We start from the raw sequence: 15,775 nt of genomic DNA, 5'->3' as shown, positions 1-15,775 counted from the left end.
GATCACATGAGGGACTGGATCGACTGCATCGAAGCGCATACAAAAGCACAGAAAAAATATGATAAAGAACATACACAGGGAATTTACTTAAAACTGAACCTCCGCACAGACCTTGATATCATCCGCTGGTTTTGGGAACAGCCGTCAAAACAGGGAGCCGTAAAACGGCTGATCCGTGAGGAGATCGCCCGAAAAAAGGCGGAAGGAACAGGGAGCGGAGGCGTTGTCAGGAGAACCGTGGAATAATGGGGTTGGGGCCCCGTTATGCCGCGAAAGTCTCTTGAGATAAGCCTCACGGAAAACGCTGTTTCTAAGGAGAAAGGATATATGCCCTTTCTCCTGCCCCCTGCGGGGCGGGTTCGGGCAGGGCCCGATTATGGGTCAAGGGACAGGTCCCTTGCGGGTTCTTAGGGCAGAGCCCTAAGCTTCCAGAGGACATCTGCCACGTAGCCATATGAAATCAGCACCGGAAAACCGGTGCTAATGTTTCAGTTTTTTCGGGACATTTTCAAAAATGCTTGACAGAGGGAATATTTCACAAAATTATACTTTCATTTTTGTTGAAAACGGAAAAACATAAAAATATTCATTTTTAGTATTGAAAAAATAAAAATAAATATGTATATTATAGAATATAAAAATAAAAATAAGACGGAAAACAAAAACGAAAATGTGTAAAATAAATAAATTATTCGTAAAATATACGCATATATATGGTAAAAATGCGAAAATAAAATGATTATTGCTGGAAAAATATTTTTAATTTTTGAAATTGAAAAAAGAAAATAAAAGAAAGGGGTGGAATAAAATGGGACAAGCGATTTTGGAGACGAAAGGGCTGTCGAAGGCTTTTTCCGGAAAGACGGTTGTTTCCGATATTAATTTCCAATTATATGAAGGCGAGATATGCGCGTTACTTGGAGAAAACGGGGCGGGAAAATCAACGTTTAAAAATATGATCGTCGGGCTTTTGGAACCGACGGAAGGTTCCATATCCTTTGACGGAAAAACGGTTGAAAATACCAAAAAAGAGAAATTCCCAATCGCAGCCGTGCATCAGGAGCTGTCGCTGTTTCTCAATCTTTCGGTAGCGGAAAATATCTGTATAGAAGATTTTCCGGGCAAAAACAAAATGGTCAACTGGAGGGCAGGCCGGGAAAAAGCCATGAAATATATGGACATTATGGATATCAGGCTGGATCCCGACGCGATCGTAGGGACGCTTGGGCCTGGCGAGCAGCAGTTGGTTGAGATTGCGAAGGCGCTCAGCCATGAGCCGAGAGTGTTGATCCTTGACGAACCGACCGCTTCACTCACAGCTCCCGAGCGAGAACATCTGTTTGCGATCATGAACACGCTGAAAAAGCAAAACATCGGGATGATCTTTATCACACACTTTCTCGATGAAGTTTTTCAGGTCTGCGACCGGGTGGTCGTTCTCAGAAACGCGGAGAAGGTCTGCGACGACAAGGTTGCGAATGTGAGCAAGCGTCAGGTTGAGGAGCTGATGATCGGCCATTCGGTAAAAGACGGTGTCTTTAAACTGGGCGAGATCCGGCAGGAAACGGCTTTAAAGGTGATTGGTTTTGATTCGGAAAACTTCACCGATATCAATTTTGAAGTGAAAAAGGGCGAGATCCTTGGCATTGCCGGGCTGATCGGCGCGGGTCGCACCGAACTGATGGAATCTATTTTCGGTCTTCGCAAGTGTACTGGCGAGATGGAGATCTTCGGCAAACGGTATAAGCGATGGAGCACCGAAAAGCTGATCCGGGAGGGGATGGTGATGATCCCCGAAGACCGCAAGAATTGCGGAATCTTTCCCAAAAGGGATCTGAAGGAAAATATCACGGCGGCAGAGCTGGACAAATTTGTCGACCGCAAAATTCCCTTTATAGGATTTAAGAATGAAAGGAAAAATGCAGAAGACGTGCTCATAAGATACCGCGTAAAATGTCCGGGCATTCAGGCGTATATTCACGAGCTGTCGGGAGGCAACCAGCAGAAGGTCATCGTGGGAAGGTGGCTGTCACACGAGCCGAAGATCTGTATGTTTGACGATCCGACGCGGGGTGTAGACATAGGCTCGAGAGCGGAAATCGGAGACTTCATTGTCGAGCTTGCCAAAAACGGGGCAGCGGTTATTCTGGTATCCTCCGACTTGAACGAGCTGGTGCAGCTTTCCCATAGAATTATCATTATGAGACGGGGCAGGTTTGTGGGAGAAGTCGAAAAAGACGAATTTGATATTCGCAAAATCCTGTCGGTATCTTCGTCGCAAGAGAATGAAGAGGAGGTGATCGGATGAAGCAGGGGTTTTCGCTTAAAAAAGTATTCCAGAAGCAGTGGATTGCGGTGGCGATCGGAAACATTCTTCTCTTTGTGATCCTGGCAGTCTCACAGCGGGCGTTTCTGCAGATGACAAACATCATGAATATTCTGTCGCAGTGCTCGCTGTACGGCATTATGTCGGTCGGCATGACGTTTGTCATTTCCACAGGCGGTATCGATATCTCGGTCGGCATGACGGCGTTTTTTACCATGACGCTGATATGGAGGCTTTCCGGATTTTTGCCGACGTGGCTGATCTTTATAATAGCGATCGCGTTTGGATGCATCATCGGATTGTGCAACGGGTTTATGGCTGCGGTGCTGAATTTTCCAGACATGATCGCCACCCTGGCCAGTATGTCGATCCTGCGCGGCGCGGGATATCTGCTGATCGGAAGCGCGCAGAAATTTGTTCCGGACAGCCTTCGCGTTATCGGCGTATCGAGAATCGGCATCGTGCCCGTTCCTATGATTATCATGCTCGTGATCGCGGTGATCGGCGCCTTTATCATGAATAACACGAGGTTCGGGCGCTATGTGCTCGCCGTTGGAGGAAACAAAAATTCGGCGGTCTTTTCCGGGCTGAATGTGGTGAAGATCCGCATGGGCGCGTACGCTTTGTGCGGTACATGCGCGGCTATCGGCGGTTTGGTGTATGCCGGGCGCGTAGGATCTATTTCCCCCAATTCCTGCAGCGGCTACGAATTTACCGTTATTACGGCGGTCGTGCTCGGCGGTACAAAAATGAGCGGCGGAAAATCATCCGTGGCCGGATCGGTGCTCGGATGCGTGTTCCTGTATCTGGTTGAGAACGCGATGACGATGCTGAATATTTCCAGCTATTATCAGACGCTTGCCAGAGCGCTGCTGATGCTGTTCGCAATTTCCATTGATACCTTTACCGCGTATCGAAACGATATTGCGGTGAGAAAAGAAAGAAGAAGAAGGTTTTTACAGTATTAAGAAGGTCCGTTGTTACAAGCAACTAAAAAATAAGAAGGGAAGGTGTTTTTATGAAGAAAAAATTATTTGCAACTATGATTGCTGCAACGGCTGTCGCCGCATTTGCTGCGCTGCCAGCAATGGCCGAGGATGGTGACAAGATTGTAGTCGGGGTTTCTACAGACACCGCCACAACCGTATTCCGTCAGGTTGAGCTGATGGGGCTGTATGATATGGCGGAGGAAAACGGGGATATGGAGATTATCGAGCTGAACGCGGACAATGATACGACCACGCAGGCGACGCAGTTCAAATCGCTGATCGATCAGGGCGTGGATGTGATCGTGTGCTGTGCGATTGATCAGGACGCGATCCTCAGCTCCTATGACTATGCCCTTTCCAAAGGCGTTCCGATCATCAATTACGACAGAAAGGTAGAGCATGAGGGCGTAGCGTTTACCGCGATGTATGATTCCTACAGCGACGCAAAGCAGCTTGCCGAATATCTGATCTCTGTGGACGATGGCGAGGAACATACCATTTTCCTGACGGTTGGTTCTCTGGCAGACCCGAACGGAATTGCCAGACGAGAGGGCTTTGAGGAAACGATTGAAGCGAGCGGACACGACAATCTGAAGATCACCGAGATCATGACAGACTGGGATGTCGATACCTGCCTGACCAATATGCAGAACGCGCTTCAGGTAGAAACGCCGTGGGCAGTGGCGAACGTTTCCGCACATATGGACGGCTCCTGTTATCAGGCGCTGGAGGAAGCTGGATTAAAGATTAAGCGAGACGAAGAGGGTCATGTTTATTACACCTCTCTTTCCGGCGAGCCGCCCGCAGTTTCTTATATGGAAGACGGATATACGGATATGATATTTGTAATTCCGGCAGACACGGCCGGCGAGCAGATTTATAACGCGGCGAAAGCCCTCGCCAACGGCGAAGAGCTGGAAAGCGACGTATTCTATATGCCGACATTCGGCGTGGCTCCGGACGAACTGGAAGAAAAATCGGACGATATCTGGACCATCAAATATGCCGATCTCCTTGGATAATTAAACAAACCATGCTTGTAATAGGACTTATTTCCCCGGTCGCCAGGCACCGGCCGGGGAATTTTTAAGAATGAAGAGGAGTTGGATCATGAAAAAAACGATCAAACATATTTCACTGGATTATCCGGTTGTCTACATGATTATAGTACTTTGTGTTTTCATGGCCTTCCGGAATCCGAACTTCTTCTCGCTGCAGAGCATCATCTCGATGTTTACATCGTATGCTTATTTTACGGTCGGCGCCATTGGTCTTGTCTTTGTCTTTCTTTCCGGTAATTCGGGTATCGATCTCAGCATCGGAAACGTGGCTGCGTTTTCGGCGGTGATTTCCACCAGCGTGATGTCCGCGTTAAATGATCTGGGGACGATGAATCCGTGGCTGATTATTTTGCTCGGGCTTTTGATCTCGGTAGGAATCGGTATGGCGTTTGGCTTCTTTAATGGAATAGCGATTGCAAAATTTAATATTGCGCCGTTTATTATCACGCTGGCGACGCAGCTTCTTTCTCTTGGCCTCAGCTATGTATACACAAACGGCTATACAGTATCGGGAGCGCCCAGAGAACTGTCAAAATTATCGACATTAATAGGTATTCGGATTGGGGACAATATCATCCCGGTGGCCGCTATACTCCCGTTTATTATTATCATTCTTATGGGTGTGCTGTTGGAGAAAACGACGTTTGGCCGACAGGTTATCCTGACGGGAAGCAATCCTTCCGGCGCGGATCATGCCGGTATCCCGTCGAAGAAAATATACCTTATCGTATATGTGATATCTGGATTTTTTGCCGGGCTGACCGGAATGTTTATTCCGATGTGTATAGGAGCCGTGAATCCGGACGTCGGCACAACATTTTTGATGCCGATGGTTGCGGCGGTGACGATCGGCGGAATCAGCCAGAACGGCGGATACGGCAACATGCTGCAGGCATTTCTGGGTATAGTATTTATCATTTTACTGATGAGCGCTATGACGTTTCTCGGATTCGGGTTGCCGATCCAGCAGCTGGCATACGGAATCGTGATCGTATTTACGATGACGCTGCTGGGCTATCTCGAGAAGAAGAGATTTCGTAGTTAAAATAGAAAAAGAAAGGGAGAAAAAATATGAGATTAGGAATTGGTTCGTTTGCTTACCGCTGGTCGGTTGGAAGGCCGTATTACCGCCCGCAGAATCCGATGTCAGCCGACGATTTGATCGACCGCTGCGCAGAATACGGGGTAAAGGCGCTGCTGTACTGCAACAATATGGAATTGGAAAAATATTCGGACGAGAAGCTTCGTCAGCTTCATGACCGCCTCGAAAAAGAAGGGATTGTCGTTGAAACCGGCTCCCGCGGAACGGATCGCGATTACTTTATCAGAATGCTCAACGTATCGAAGATCCTCGGCGCAAAGGTCATGCGGATCGGCTGGGATATGGACCGCACCGCGGATGCCAAAGGGCTGAAACAACAGGTGCAGAACGGGATCGATACGATCAGGTCATTGATGCCGCTGGCGCATGAATACGGGATCGAGATCGGCATCGAAAACGGCAAAGGGAATCTGGTAAGTGAAGTAAAGGAAATTATTGAAGGCGTCCATGATCCCGCGCTGGGAGCGGTGGTCGACACCTGCAATTCAACGGTATTCATCACACCCACGGAGGAAGCCGTGCGCACGCTGGCGCCTTATGCAAAATCAGTGCATATCAAGGACTATGTGGTAACGCTCAATCCCCGGGGCGATGTGATTACCGGCGTGGCGCTGGGAAAGGGCTATGTGGACTTCCCGAAGATTCTGAAGATTTTGGAGGAAAACGGTTATGACGGGAATTGCTTTGTGGAGCTGTATATCGACCGCTGCGATACGCACGAGGAAACAGTTAAGCAGGAATGGGCGTTGGTAAAGGAGAGCGTTGAGTATGCGCAGAATGTCCTGAAGCTTACGTGAGGCGGCGTATGAATATATATTTAGGATTGGATCTCGGATGTACAGGCTGCAAAGCCGTTGCCATCGATGAAAACGGGAAGGTGTTAGCGTCGGACGAAAAAAGATATGACGGCTCACTGATCGCAAGAGAAAATAAGGCGTACGATCAGGATCCCTCTGTCTTGCGCAAAATGGGCATGCAGTGCCTGATGGATACGGTTTCCTGTCTGAACGGCAATGCGGTGCGGGCGATCGGCGTGACTGCCCAGATGCACTCACTGGTCGCGCTGGATGCGCAACGAAACGTGCTGCGGCCAATGATAAGCTGCGTGGATGCCAGAAACGACGCGCAGATCTTAGAAATCTACGACAAATGCGGAGGCATGGATCGGTTTTTATCCTTTACCAACAATCGTATGGTCGCCTCCTGTACGGGTGGCAAAATGCTTTGGATGAAGCAGAATGAACCGGAATTGTTTGAGCGGACGGACGTTGTGGTCACGCCGAAGGATTATTTCCGGCTGCTTTTGACAGGGGAGACGGCCACGGATGAATCGGACGCCAGCGGCTATGGCCTATACGACGTGAAAAACAGATGCTGGAGCCGGGAGCTTTTGGAGATGATCGGCATTTCGGAGTCGATATTGCCGAAGGTAAAGCCCTCAAACGCATATGCCGGGGATATCCTGCCCGAGATTGCCAGGGAACTGCACGTCCCTCAAACTACCAAAATCGTAATCGGAGGAGGCGACGCGATTGTGCAGACAGCCGGCGCCGGTGCGGTAGAAAAGGGGATCTACAGCGTGGTCCTGGGATCCGGTGGCAATATCTCGGCGGCTTCCGATACGTTTTATGAGAATAAAAACGGAGCCATACAGTTTTACGCTTCTGCGATTCCCGAAATGTGGACGGCGTATGCCGGGATTATGAGCGTGGGAAACACCACGAACTGGTTTCGCAGTACATTCGCACAAGGGCGGACGTTCGCGGAATTGGAGGCGTGTGCCTGCGATACGCCGGCGGGCAGCGGCGGATTGCTCTTTTTTCCGTCTATGCTTGGACAGAGGAATCCGATAGAGGACACCAACGCAAAGGGGATCTTCTTGGGACTGGATATTGAACATCATATCGGGCATCTGTTCCGGTCGGTGCTGGAAGGGATCGCAATGGGTATGCGGGAAGTTGCCGAGAGCCTCGTTCAGGCGTGCGGGGAGCCGCGGACGCTTATTTTATCCGGCGGAGGCGCGGCAAACGACCTATGGTGTCAGATCTTTGCCGATGTATTCCAAATCCCGGTAAGACGCGCGGAAAGCGGAGCTTACTGCGGTGCCAGAGGTGCGGCCATCCTCGGTATGGGCTGCGGGATGGGGAAGGAAGCGCTAAAGGAGCTCTTTAAACGAAGCGGGACGCAGCAGATCTGGGAGCCGAACAAAAGAAACGCAGCGCTCTACGACGAGCTCTTTGCATTGTTTCAAGCGATTTATCCGGACAACAGACAGCAGTTTGCCCGAATAAAAACGTTCAGAGAAACATATCGGTAAATGCAAAAAAACATGGGAATGGTGGAGGTGTACCGTGAAGAAGATTTTAAATGACCCGAAGAATTATGTGGACGAGGCGCTGGAGGGAATTTATGCGGCGTACGGCGATAAGGTTAGCTTTTTTGAAAATGATAAACGAGTCCTCATCCGGGCGGGAGAAAAGAAGACGGGAAAAGTGGGGATCGTGACAGGGGGAGGTTTCGGTCATCTGCCGCTGTTCCTTGGATATGTGGGACAGGGCATGCTTGATGCATGCGCGGTCGGCAATGTCTTTGCCTCGCCCTCCTACACAAAAATGGAGGCGGCGATCCGCGCGGCAAACGCCGGCGCGGGAGTGCTGTGCCTGTACGGCAATTACGGCGGAGATAAGATGAATTTCAGACAGGCTATGGAGGACTGCGAGGAACTGGAGGATATCAGGTGCGCAGAGCTTCTGGGAACGGACGATATTGCATCGGCGCCGGCGGAGGCGGCCGATACCAGAAGGGGAGTGGCGGGAATCGTCTATGCGTACAAGATAGCCGGTGCGGCGGCTGAGGAAATGCGCAGTCTTGACGAGGTGGTGCGCGTCACCCAAAAGGCGCTCCAAAACATCCGCACGATGGGCGTGGCGCTGACGCCCTGCGTGCTGCCGGAGGTCGGAAAGCCGACGTTTTCCATTAACGAGGGCGAGATGGAGATCGGCATGGGCATACACGGAGAGACCGGGATTTCAAAATCTAAGGTTCTCACAGCCGACGAAACGGCGGATATGATCCTCGAAAAAATCGGTCGGGAGCTGGATCTGTCCGCGGGGAAGGAAGTATCTGTGATGGTAAACGGCCTCGGCGCAACCTCCATAGAAGAGCAGATGATCGTATACCGACGGATAGCGCGGATCATGAAAGAAAAACAGATTGCAGTGATCGCGCCTCATATCGGGGAATATGCGACCTCCATGGAGATGGCCGGGTTATCGGTAACGGTGTTTGTCCTGGACGAGGAACTGAAAAAGCTGCTTCTTGCTCCTGCAAGCACACCCTTTTACAGAGCATGAACGAAGAGACGGGGAAAAGAGTATGATCAATAAAACGACGGTGGTAAAAGGATTTCAGGCTATTTCCGAGGAGATAGACGCAAATAAGGAGCAATTGATTTTTCTCGACCAGCAAAACGGGGACGGTGATCTGGGTATTTCGATGAGCGATGGGTTTCACGCCGTGTGCGACTTTTTGAGCCATACGGAGGAGACGCAGTTGACGGCGCTGTTTTCCAGGGCCGGCAATTCCTTTAACGAAGCGGCTCCAAGCTCGCTGGGAACGATCCTTTCCTTTTTCATGAAGGGAATCGCAAAGGGATTAAAGGGAAAAGAAAGCTGCGATACAAAAGAAATGGCCGCGGCTATGAGGCTTGGTCTGCAAAATGTGATGGACAAGGCCGGCTCCAGAGTCGGCGAGAAAACGATTTTAGATGCGCTGGAGCCCGCGATTCGGGCGCTTGAGGATACGCAGGACGACCCGTGGGCGGCTGCTGCCAAGGCCGCGCTCGACGGCAGCGAGGCGACTCGGCAGATGAAAGCCGTCTGGGGAAGAGCAGCCTATTACGGCGAAAAAAGTCTGGGGCTGCTGGACGGCGGCTCTTATGTCGGTGCATTGATTTTTAAAGCGCTGAAACAGACAAATATGGAGGTATGAGATAGTATGACTTACGATGAATTTATTATGAAGCAGGCAATCAGGCAGACAAAGGCAGATATGCTCGACGTCGGCAAACGATTAGCAGAGAGAGGGCTGTTGATCGGGAAAGGAGGGAATTACAGTGTTCGGATCGGCGAAGACCGCATCCTGCTGACGGCATCCGGATTTGACAAGGGAGCGATCAATGAAACACAGATCAGCCTGATTGATTTGGAGGGAAATCTTTTGGAGGGCTTAAAACCTGCACAGGATATCCGCATGCACCTGGAGGTTTACCGGGATATGCCGGAGATCCGCGCGATCGTCCACTCGCACCCGCCGATTTCTACCGGTTTTGCGATGTCGAACTATCATGTGGAACGGTTCATGATGCCGGAAGCTATTTTAGATATTGGCGGAATTGACACAACGGAATTTGCGGTTCCGACCACTGCCGAGGTTCCGCAGTGCGTGGGCGCGTGCATCAAAAAGAACCCCAGGGTGCGGGCAATGATCCTGCGCGGTCACGGAGTGCTCTGCTTTTCTGAAAAAGACGTTATGGATGCCTGCTACAAGCTGGAGTGCCTGGAGGCGGTCTGCCATGCCGTACTGACGACAAAGATTTTAGGCGGAGCATATGAACTGAATGAAAAAGAGTTAAGCGGCGTAAACCGTGTTTTGAACGGAGAAAGATGGTGAATATGTTATTTATTGGGTTGGACGTCGGCACGACAGGGTGCAAAGCGGCGGTATATAACGAAACCGGCAAAAGCCTGGGTAAAGCTTACCGGGAGTTTGATGTCCTTCACCCGCAGCCGGGGTACTCGGAACAGGACCCGGAGACAGTATGGGCCTGCGTGCTGGAGGTTCTTGCCGAGTCGGTAAATGCGGCAAAAAGAAACGGCGCAAAGGCAGAAGAGTTTGCTGCCATCTGCACATCCATCCTCGGTGAGGAAATTATGCCGGTGGATAAGAAGTTTCGTCCGCTGCGGACATCGATTCTCGGAATGGATTACCGCGCAGAGCAGGAAACGGACGATCTGTGCAGGGCATTGGGGAAACGATGGATCTATGATACGACGGGCTTTCCGCCTCATCCGATGGGATCGCTGCCGACGATCATGTGGATGAGAAAGCATCAGCCGGAGCTTCTCGAAAAAACATATAAATATGTAACGTTTACGGAGTTTATCATGAAACGTCTGGGAGCTGCGGATGGGGCGATCGATTATCCGCAGGCTGGCAGGACGATGATGTTTGACATTGAAAAAAAGGAATGGTCAAAGGAGCTGGTAAAAGAGGCCGGCCTTGAGATGGACATGCTGTGTCCTGCCTTTGCGCCGGGGGAGATCGTGGGGCGCCTGAGTGCCGAGATGGCAGGCACGTTGGGGCTGACCGAACAGGTAGAGCTGGTGGCGGGCGGACAGGATCAGACATGCGCCGCTCTGGGCGCGGGCCTGATCGACAGCTCGGCCGCGATAGATTCGCATGGAACGATCGAAGGCCTGGGCGTTGTGACGGATCAGAAGTACACGTCGGATAAGGCGTTTGACGCCGCGATCTCCTGCTACGTTTATACGATTCCCGGCAAATATTTTCTGATGTCATCGTCTCAGGTCGGAGGACTGCTCCTGAAATGGTATAAGAATAATTTTTCTCTGGCGGAGATACAGGAGGCCGAAAAAAGCGGAAGGGACGTCTACGATGTCATGTGCGGGCGTGCGCCGGAGGGGCCGGTTCAGGAAATGGTTTTGCCGCATTTTATTGGCAGCGGGCCTCCGTGGAACGACCTCGATTCCAGAGGCGCGATGGTAGGGCTTTCGATTGACACGACAAGGCACGATCTTGTGAAGGCGATCATGGATTCCCTTACCTATGAGTTCCGCATCAATATGGAATATTATGAGAGCCTTGGATTTTGTTTTGACGAAGTCCGGGTTGTCGGAGGCGTTTCCAAATCTCCGTGCTGGATGCAGATAAAGGCGGATATTTTGAATCGCGATGTGATGAACGTGGTGGAAAAAGACGCCGCGTGTCTGGGAGCCGCTATGATTGCAATGAAGGCCAAGAACGTCTATCAGACAGTGGAAGAAGCGGTAAGGGTATGCGTGAAGATCGATAAGGTGTATCATCCGAACCCCAAATACACTGCCGCTTATGACAGGAACTATCAAAAATATACGAAGCTATATGAAAGTCTGAAGGACTTCAACAAAATACAGCCATAGGACAATATGAAGTGACCCCACATTTGTAGCAACGTGGATTTACCTGTATACTAAGTTTTGGAAAAAACAATGGTAACAGGGATTACCGCATACAAAAGGAGGCCACTTACATGAAAAGAATACTACGAATCGGAATGGATGTCCATAGCACAAACTACACTTTATGCGCCATTGAGCCAAGATTTGATGGAGACGACATTATTTATGCAAATGTTAAAGTAACGCCGGATCCAGACAATATTGTGCAGTTCATTGAGAATCTTAAGAAAAAGATAAAAGAGGATTGCGACATTCTCTGCGGCTATGAGGCGGGATGCCTGGGATTTTCTTTGTATCATGAATTAGTGAAAAAGGGAATCCGGTGTGTCATCCTTGCTCCGACCACAATGCTGACACAGCAGGGAAAAAGAATTAAAACAGATAAAAGGGATGCTCTTATGATTGCCCAGTGTCTGTCTTACGGCGGATACCATGCTGTGCATATCCCGACTGATAAAGATGACGATGTAAAGCTCTACCTCCGCATGAGGGATGACCATAAACTGGATTTAAAAAAGACAAAACAGAGGATTAGTGCATTCTGTTTAAGCCAGGGATTCCATTATGACAAGGGCAAATGGACGCAGGCACACTTAAAGTGGTTGAAATCACTTGAACTGGGCGGACTGGACAGGGAAACGCTCAACGAGTATCTGATCACTTATGAATATCAGACAAACCGGATTGAAACTTTCGATAAGAGGATAGAGGAACTGGCATCTGAGACAGAGTATGTGGAGAAAGTGAAAAAACTGGTGTGCTTTCTCGGAGTGAAGACCCATACGGCATTATCGTGCCTGGTTGAGACAGGAGACTTCCAGAGATTTGCAAAAGGGAATATCTATTCCGCGTATCTGGGGCTGGTGCCTGGGGAAGATTCAAGCAGCGATAACATCAACAGGCTTTCCATCACAAAAGCTGGAAACAGCCATGTAAGGAAGCTGCTGGTCGAGGCATCCAAAGGGATCTGCAAGGGAGCAGTCGGGCATAAATCGAAAGATCTGAAAGCAAGACAGAGCGGCAACCCGCCGGAGGTAATTGCATATGCAGACAAAGCAAATGAAAGGCTGAGAAGGAAGTATTACAAAATGATAAGACACGGCAAGAAAAAGAACGTAGCGGTAACCGCCGTTGCGAGGGAGCTTGCCTGCTTTATATGGGGCATGATGACAGACAATATCAGCATGGCGTGATATCAGGCTGCCATCCGCCCGTCAAGGACAAATAAACTGCTGCGCAGCCCTTGACAGCCGGCTGCCATCCTGATAGCTGGCAATCAAGCTGATTAAGCAGGCGTAGCTGCCTAATCAGCAGCAACTGAAAACAAAGAAAACTGGAGATATCTTGAAGGAGTCTTTTGAGACTTCAAGGTTCGGGTTATCTGCGGCACCTCCTTGTCGGCAGGGTAGCGATACATTGATCCACGTTTTAGGACAGCAGAGCCCACGGCGGACCATTGACCTGTAGGTAACCAATCCACGAATAACGGAGTGGCCAAATGCCGGGAACTGTTAAACAAAAGGCTTCTCCAAGATATCTCCAGAATACAAATGTGGGTTTTGTCAGAGAAAAAAGTTTGTTATTTTTTGAATTTACCTCTTGACAAAAGTCACTTCATAACGGAGGTGGGAAGATGGGAAAACACAACTACCATGCAAAGCCGAGGATGGGCATTGTCCCGATCGGCAAGACGAACCAGTATCAGGGAAACATCTGGAAATATGTCGAGGTCGCGAAAAATACCTTCGGGCAGGATCCTGATATCGAGATCATGATGCCAGAGGAACCGCTCTTTGACGATGATGATGTGCAAAAGACGGTGATCGGGATGGAAAAGGCAGACTGCGATATGTTTCTGTTCGTTATCGGGTCGTGGATGTATACCTCGATCGTGACGACGGCGATCAATGAGTTGAACGGCAAGCCAGCGGTTGTATATGGTCTCTGCGATGAGATCGCCAACGGATCGCTGGGAGTCTCTGTGCAGATTCGGTATGTGCTGGAGGAGATGGGGCTTCCGTTTGTATACTTATACGGAAAGATCGACGACAAGGAAAGAGCTGCCGATATTAAGTCCGCGCTCAGCGCCGCATGGGCCAAGAACAATCTTCGTGGGAGAAACATTGCCCTGATCGGCGGCAAGTGCATGATGATGTATCAGACGCAGGTAAATGAATTTAACTGGAAGAAGGTGTTCGGCATTGATTTTCCGCAGTACGATCACGCAGAGGTCTTCAAGGAGCTGGAGAATATCGACGAGGAGGAGGCAAAACGACTCGCCGACGAGTTTGCCGCAAATTGCCGGCAGATAAACTGGAATCTGGAAAACGGAGAGAAAATCAATGAAGATGCCATCCTGTCGCAGATGAGACTGTATCTGGCATACAAACGGTTTCAGAATTTATACGACGTCGATATGTTTGCGACGAAGTGTATGCCGGAGTTGGTCAACAAATGCTATGGCTACAGCTACGGAGCCTGCCTGGCAACGGCTCTCTTAAATGAGGAGCAGTCCACGATCGCCGCCTGCGAGGGCGATATCCCGGCGGGAATCTCCATGTATATTTTAAAAGAGTTGTCGCATGCGCCGGTCATGTTTGCGGATATTTCCAGGCTGAACGCCGAGGAAGGGATCATGAACTTTTTCAACTGCGGCTCCGGGCCGGTATCGATGGCAAACGGCAAGGGCTACCGGCTGTGGCCGATTCCGCGGCTGGTGCCGGACGAAGCGGTAGCCAAACCGTATCTGAACGGCGATTCCGGCGGCGCGTGTATTGAATTTGAGTTTGAAGGGGACCGCACGGTTACGCTGCTCCGGCTCGGAGGAAATGATGGCAGTTTAAGGTTTCATGCAGCGGTTGCCAGGACGTCGCTTCGTGTAAATAACGACGAGGAGGATCCCAACAACCAGTTCGCCGGCGGAACGCGCTGGCCGGGCTGCGGCATTGTGCTCAAAGACGCGGACTCGTTTTTAAGACATGCGACCGGACACCACTATGCGATCGTATACGGCAATTATGCAAAGGAATTGCAGTACATGTGTAATTTCTATGGTATTAAATGCGTTCTGGATTATTGATTTAAGCCTTCTTTATGGTATAATATGCCTAGTAAATAAATGACTTCCGGAAAGTCGTTGGAGAGGGAAAAAATGGAAATACGTGAAGAACTGGAGTATAAGCTGCAATTTATGATACCCACGCTCCCCAAAGGTGAAAAATCGGCGGCGTTATTTATAATGGACAATCTCGGTCAGGTACCGTTCATGACGCTGGATCTGGTCGCCAAGGAATCGGGGTGCAGCAGCGCTACCATAACGAGATTGTGTAAGCGCATGGATTATAACGGATTTTTGGAGTTTCGCAACGCCATACGAAACGAAGCGCTCGACGATAAGTATTGTGAGGTTTCCGAGGAAGACCAGGAGAAGGAACAGTTTAAAAATTTGATGCACAATGTGATAGATTCCGACAGAGAAACGATGGAGAGCACGCTTAGCCTGATTTCCGATCAGTATAAGGATGCTGGAGACGCGATTATTAACGCAAATAAGGTGTTCATGTTCGGAAACGGCGACGCAATTATCCCGTGCGAATCGTTTTCTCTGAAAATGGCTAAAATTGGAAGGCTGTGTATGTATTACAGCGATCAGGATATCCAGATATTCGCTGCCGGCACCGCCGATGTCGGGGACGTGGTGATCGCCGTATCGCATACGGGAAGATCGCGCTCGGTGGTGAATGCGGCTAAAATCGCATATGAGCAGGGCGCGACCGTGATCGGGATCACAGCCGCTTTAAAATCTCCGCTGCAGCGGTACTGTACGTACGTGCTGTATGTGGGAACCAAAGACACGACAGATACAAAAGATATCGTCTCCAGGCGTATCGGCGAGCATCTTGTTTTGGAGACGCTGTATTTATATTATAACATCAACATTGACAGCAAGGTACAGGATCACAGACGCAAGAGCGCCGATGTGATCTACAGCCTGAAAATGGATGACAGTGACGAATCAACGGGTAATCCGAAGTTGGAGTCAGGTTAAAAATGATTCC

At 49.9% G+C, this 15,775-nt stretch carries 14 protein-coding genes; all 14 read left to right on the top strand.

Going from position 1 to position 15,775, the window contains the following annotated elements; all coding sequences use genetic code 11:
- The first annotated feature begins 6 nt into the window (after positions 1-6).
- The 14 genes from ACLU9Q_RS01875 (at position 7) to ACLU9Q_RS01810 (ending at position 15,765) form a co-directional block, all read left to right on the top strand.
- Positions 7-246, top strand: coding sequence for a hypothetical protein (locus ACLU9Q_RS01875; RefSeq protein ID WP_412624486.1), 240 nt, complete (start codon positions 7-9; stop codon positions 244-246).
- 562 nt (positions 247-808) lie between these two features.
- Positions 809-2,308 (top strand): sugar ABC transporter ATP-binding protein, encoded by a 1,500-nt coding sequence (locus ACLU9Q_RS01870; RefSeq protein ID WP_296907640.1) that lies wholly within the window; start codon positions 809-811, stop codon positions 2,306-2,308.
- Positions 2,305-3,294, top strand: a complete 990-nt coding sequence (locus ACLU9Q_RS01865; protein ID WP_296840144.1) for an ABC transporter permease — start codon at positions 2,305-2,307, stop codon at positions 3,292-3,294. Before ACLU9Q_RS01870 ends, ACLU9Q_RS01865 begins: the two co-directional genes overlap by 4 nt.
- Before the next feature lie 50 nt (positions 3,295-3,344).
- Positions 3,345-4,337, top strand: coding sequence for a sugar ABC transporter substrate-binding protein (locus tag ACLU9Q_RS01860; protein WP_296840141.1), 993 nt, complete (start codon positions 3,345-3,347; stop codon positions 4,335-4,337).
- Between the two features lie 88 nt (positions 4,338-4,425).
- A complete protein-coding gene (locus ACLU9Q_RS01855; protein WP_296840137.1) occupies positions 4,426-5,421 on the top strand; it encodes an ABC transporter permease in 996 nt (331 codons plus the stop codon).
- A 26-nt stretch (positions 5,422-5,447) separates the two neighbouring features.
- Complete coding sequence (locus ACLU9Q_RS01850) at positions 5,448-6,275, top strand: sugar phosphate isomerase/epimerase family protein (protein ID WP_296840135.1); 828 nt, start codon at positions 5,448-5,450, stop codon at positions 6,273-6,275.
- An 8-nt stretch (positions 6,276-6,283) separates the two neighbouring features.
- Entirely contained in the window at positions 6,284-7,795 is a 1,512-nt protein-coding gene (locus ACLU9Q_RS01845) for a xylulokinase (RefSeq protein ID WP_296840131.1), read from the top strand.
- A gap of 34 nt (positions 7,796-7,829) precedes the next feature.
- Positions 7,830-8,831 carry a dihydroxyacetone kinase subunit DhaK gene (locus ACLU9Q_RS01840; RefSeq protein ID WP_296840126.1) on the top strand — a complete coding sequence of 334 codons (1,002 nt, stop codon included), beginning with the start codon at positions 7,830-7,832 and terminating at the stop codon, positions 8,829-8,831.
- A 22-nt stretch (positions 8,832-8,853) separates the two neighbouring features.
- Positions 8,854-9,468, top strand: coding sequence for a dihydroxyacetone kinase subunit L (locus tag ACLU9Q_RS01835; protein WP_296907643.1), 615 nt, complete (start codon positions 8,854-8,856; stop codon positions 9,466-9,468).
- A 6-nt stretch (positions 9,469-9,474) separates the two neighbouring features.
- Entirely contained in the window at positions 9,475-10,149 is a 675-nt protein-coding gene (locus ACLU9Q_RS01830; protein WP_296834578.1) for a class II aldolase/adducin family protein, read from the top strand.
- Complete coding sequence (locus ACLU9Q_RS01825) at positions 10,143-11,678, top strand: FGGY-family carbohydrate kinase (protein ID WP_412624587.1); 1,536 nt, start codon at positions 10,143-10,145, stop codon at positions 11,676-11,678. The genes ACLU9Q_RS01830 and ACLU9Q_RS01825 overlap by 7 nt, the downstream gene beginning before the upstream one ends.
- Positions 11,679-11,788: 110 nt before the next feature.
- A complete protein-coding gene (locus ACLU9Q_RS01820; RefSeq protein WP_296834583.1) occupies positions 11,789-12,910 on the top strand; it encodes an IS110 family transposase in 1,122 nt (373 codons plus the stop codon).
- 440 nt (positions 12,911-13,350) lie between these two features.
- On the top strand, positions 13,351-14,796 hold the full coding sequence (locus ACLU9Q_RS01815; RefSeq protein ID WP_296834585.1) for a hypothetical protein: 1,446 nt from the start codon (positions 13,351-13,353) through the stop codon (positions 14,794-14,796).
- A gap of 72 nt (positions 14,797-14,868) precedes the next feature.
- Positions 14,869-15,765 (top strand): MurR/RpiR family transcriptional regulator, encoded by an 897-nt coding sequence (locus ACLU9Q_RS01810; protein ID WP_296834587.1) that lies wholly within the window; start codon positions 14,869-14,871, stop codon positions 15,763-15,765.
- The last annotated feature ends 10 nt before the right edge of the window (positions 15,766-15,775 follow it).

Source organism: Marvinbryantia sp. (assembly GCF_047017445.1).
Taxonomy (GTDB): domain Bacteria; phylum Bacillota; class Clostridia; order Lachnospirales; family Lachnospiraceae; genus Marvinbryantia.
This window is presented reverse-complemented; position numbering and strand designations above follow the sequence as displayed.

Excerpts from the sequence above, each read along its gene's own strand:
- ACLU9Q_RS01875 (WP_412624486.1), top strand. The coding sequence starts at position 7 with ATGAGGGACTGGATCGACTGCATCGAAGCGCATACAAAAGCACAGAAA.
- ACLU9Q_RS01870 (WP_296907640.1), top strand. The coding sequence starts at position 809 with ATGGGACAAGCGATTTTGGAGACGAAAGGGCTGTCGAAGGCTTTTTCC.
- ACLU9Q_RS01865 (WP_296840144.1), top strand. The coding sequence starts at position 2,305 with ATGAAGCAGGGGTTTTCGCTTAAAAAAGTATTCCAGAAGCAGTGGATT.
- ACLU9Q_RS01860 (WP_296840141.1), top strand. The coding sequence starts at position 3,345 with ATGAAGAAAAAATTATTTGCAACTATGATTGCTGCAACGGCTGTCGCC.
- ACLU9Q_RS01855 (WP_296840137.1), top strand. The coding sequence starts at position 4,426 with ATGAAAAAAACGATCAAACATATTTCACTGGATTATCCGGTTGTCTAC.
- ACLU9Q_RS01850 (WP_296840135.1), top strand. The coding sequence starts at position 5,448 with ATGAGATTAGGAATTGGTTCGTTTGCTTACCGCTGGTCGGTTGGAAGG.
- ACLU9Q_RS01845 (WP_296840131.1), top strand. The coding sequence starts at position 6,284 with ATGAATATATATTTAGGATTGGATCTCGGATGTACAGGCTGCAAAGCC.
- ACLU9Q_RS01835 (WP_296907643.1), top strand. The coding sequence starts at position 8,854 with ATGATCAATAAAACGACGGTGGTAAAAGGATTTCAGGCTATTTCCGAG.
- ACLU9Q_RS01830 (WP_296834578.1), top strand. The coding sequence starts at position 9,475 with ATGACTTACGATGAATTTATTATGAAGCAGGCAATCAGGCAGACAAAG.
- ACLU9Q_RS01825 (WP_412624587.1), top strand. The coding sequence starts at position 10,143 with ATGGTGAATATGTTATTTATTGGGTTGGACGTCGGCACGACAGGGTGC.
- ACLU9Q_RS01820 (WP_296834583.1), top strand. The coding sequence starts at position 11,789 with ATGAAAAGAATACTACGAATCGGAATGGATGTCCATAGCACAAACTAC.
- ACLU9Q_RS01815 (WP_296834585.1), top strand. The coding sequence starts at position 13,351 with ATGGGAAAACACAACTACCATGCAAAGCCGAGGATGGGCATTGTCCCG.
- ACLU9Q_RS01810 (WP_296834587.1), top strand. The coding sequence starts at position 14,869 with ATGGAAATACGTGAAGAACTGGAGTATAAGCTGCAATTTATGATACCC.